1 protein-coding gene is annotated in these 227 nt (G+C 39.6%); it reads right to left on the bottom strand.

The features are described 5' to 3' along the window. Window positions 1-226, bottom strand: a 226-nt coding sequence (locus tag LKK83_RS00430; protein ID WP_324628771.1) for an RRXRR domain-containing protein, incomplete at its 3' end; no start/stop codon positions are given. Window position 227 lies beyond the last annotated feature (1 nt).

The raw sequence follows: 227 nt of genomic DNA, 5'->3' as shown, positions 1-227 counted from the left end.
CCAATTCGTAAACAATTGTAGTAATCGGGAAAATCTTCGATAGTTCAGTAATGATTCTGATTTCCATCTCCCTAGAACCCCAAATAGATGGAGCTAATTTACCTTTTTGAATGCGATTATCGAATCGTTTTTGTCGATGGGCACGTTGGCTAAAAGGTACTTTTCTATTAATCCTTCTACCGCGCCGCACCCGACGTTGTAATGCTCGGTTTCTGACATTTTTAATG

The sequence above is a fragment of the Phormidium sp. CCY1219 genome, from assembly GCF_035615515.1.
In the GTDB taxonomy this organism is placed as follows: Bacteria; Cyanobacteriota; Cyanobacteriia; order Cyanobacteriales; family Laspinemataceae; genus CCY1219.
This window is presented reverse-complemented; position numbering and strand designations above follow the sequence as displayed.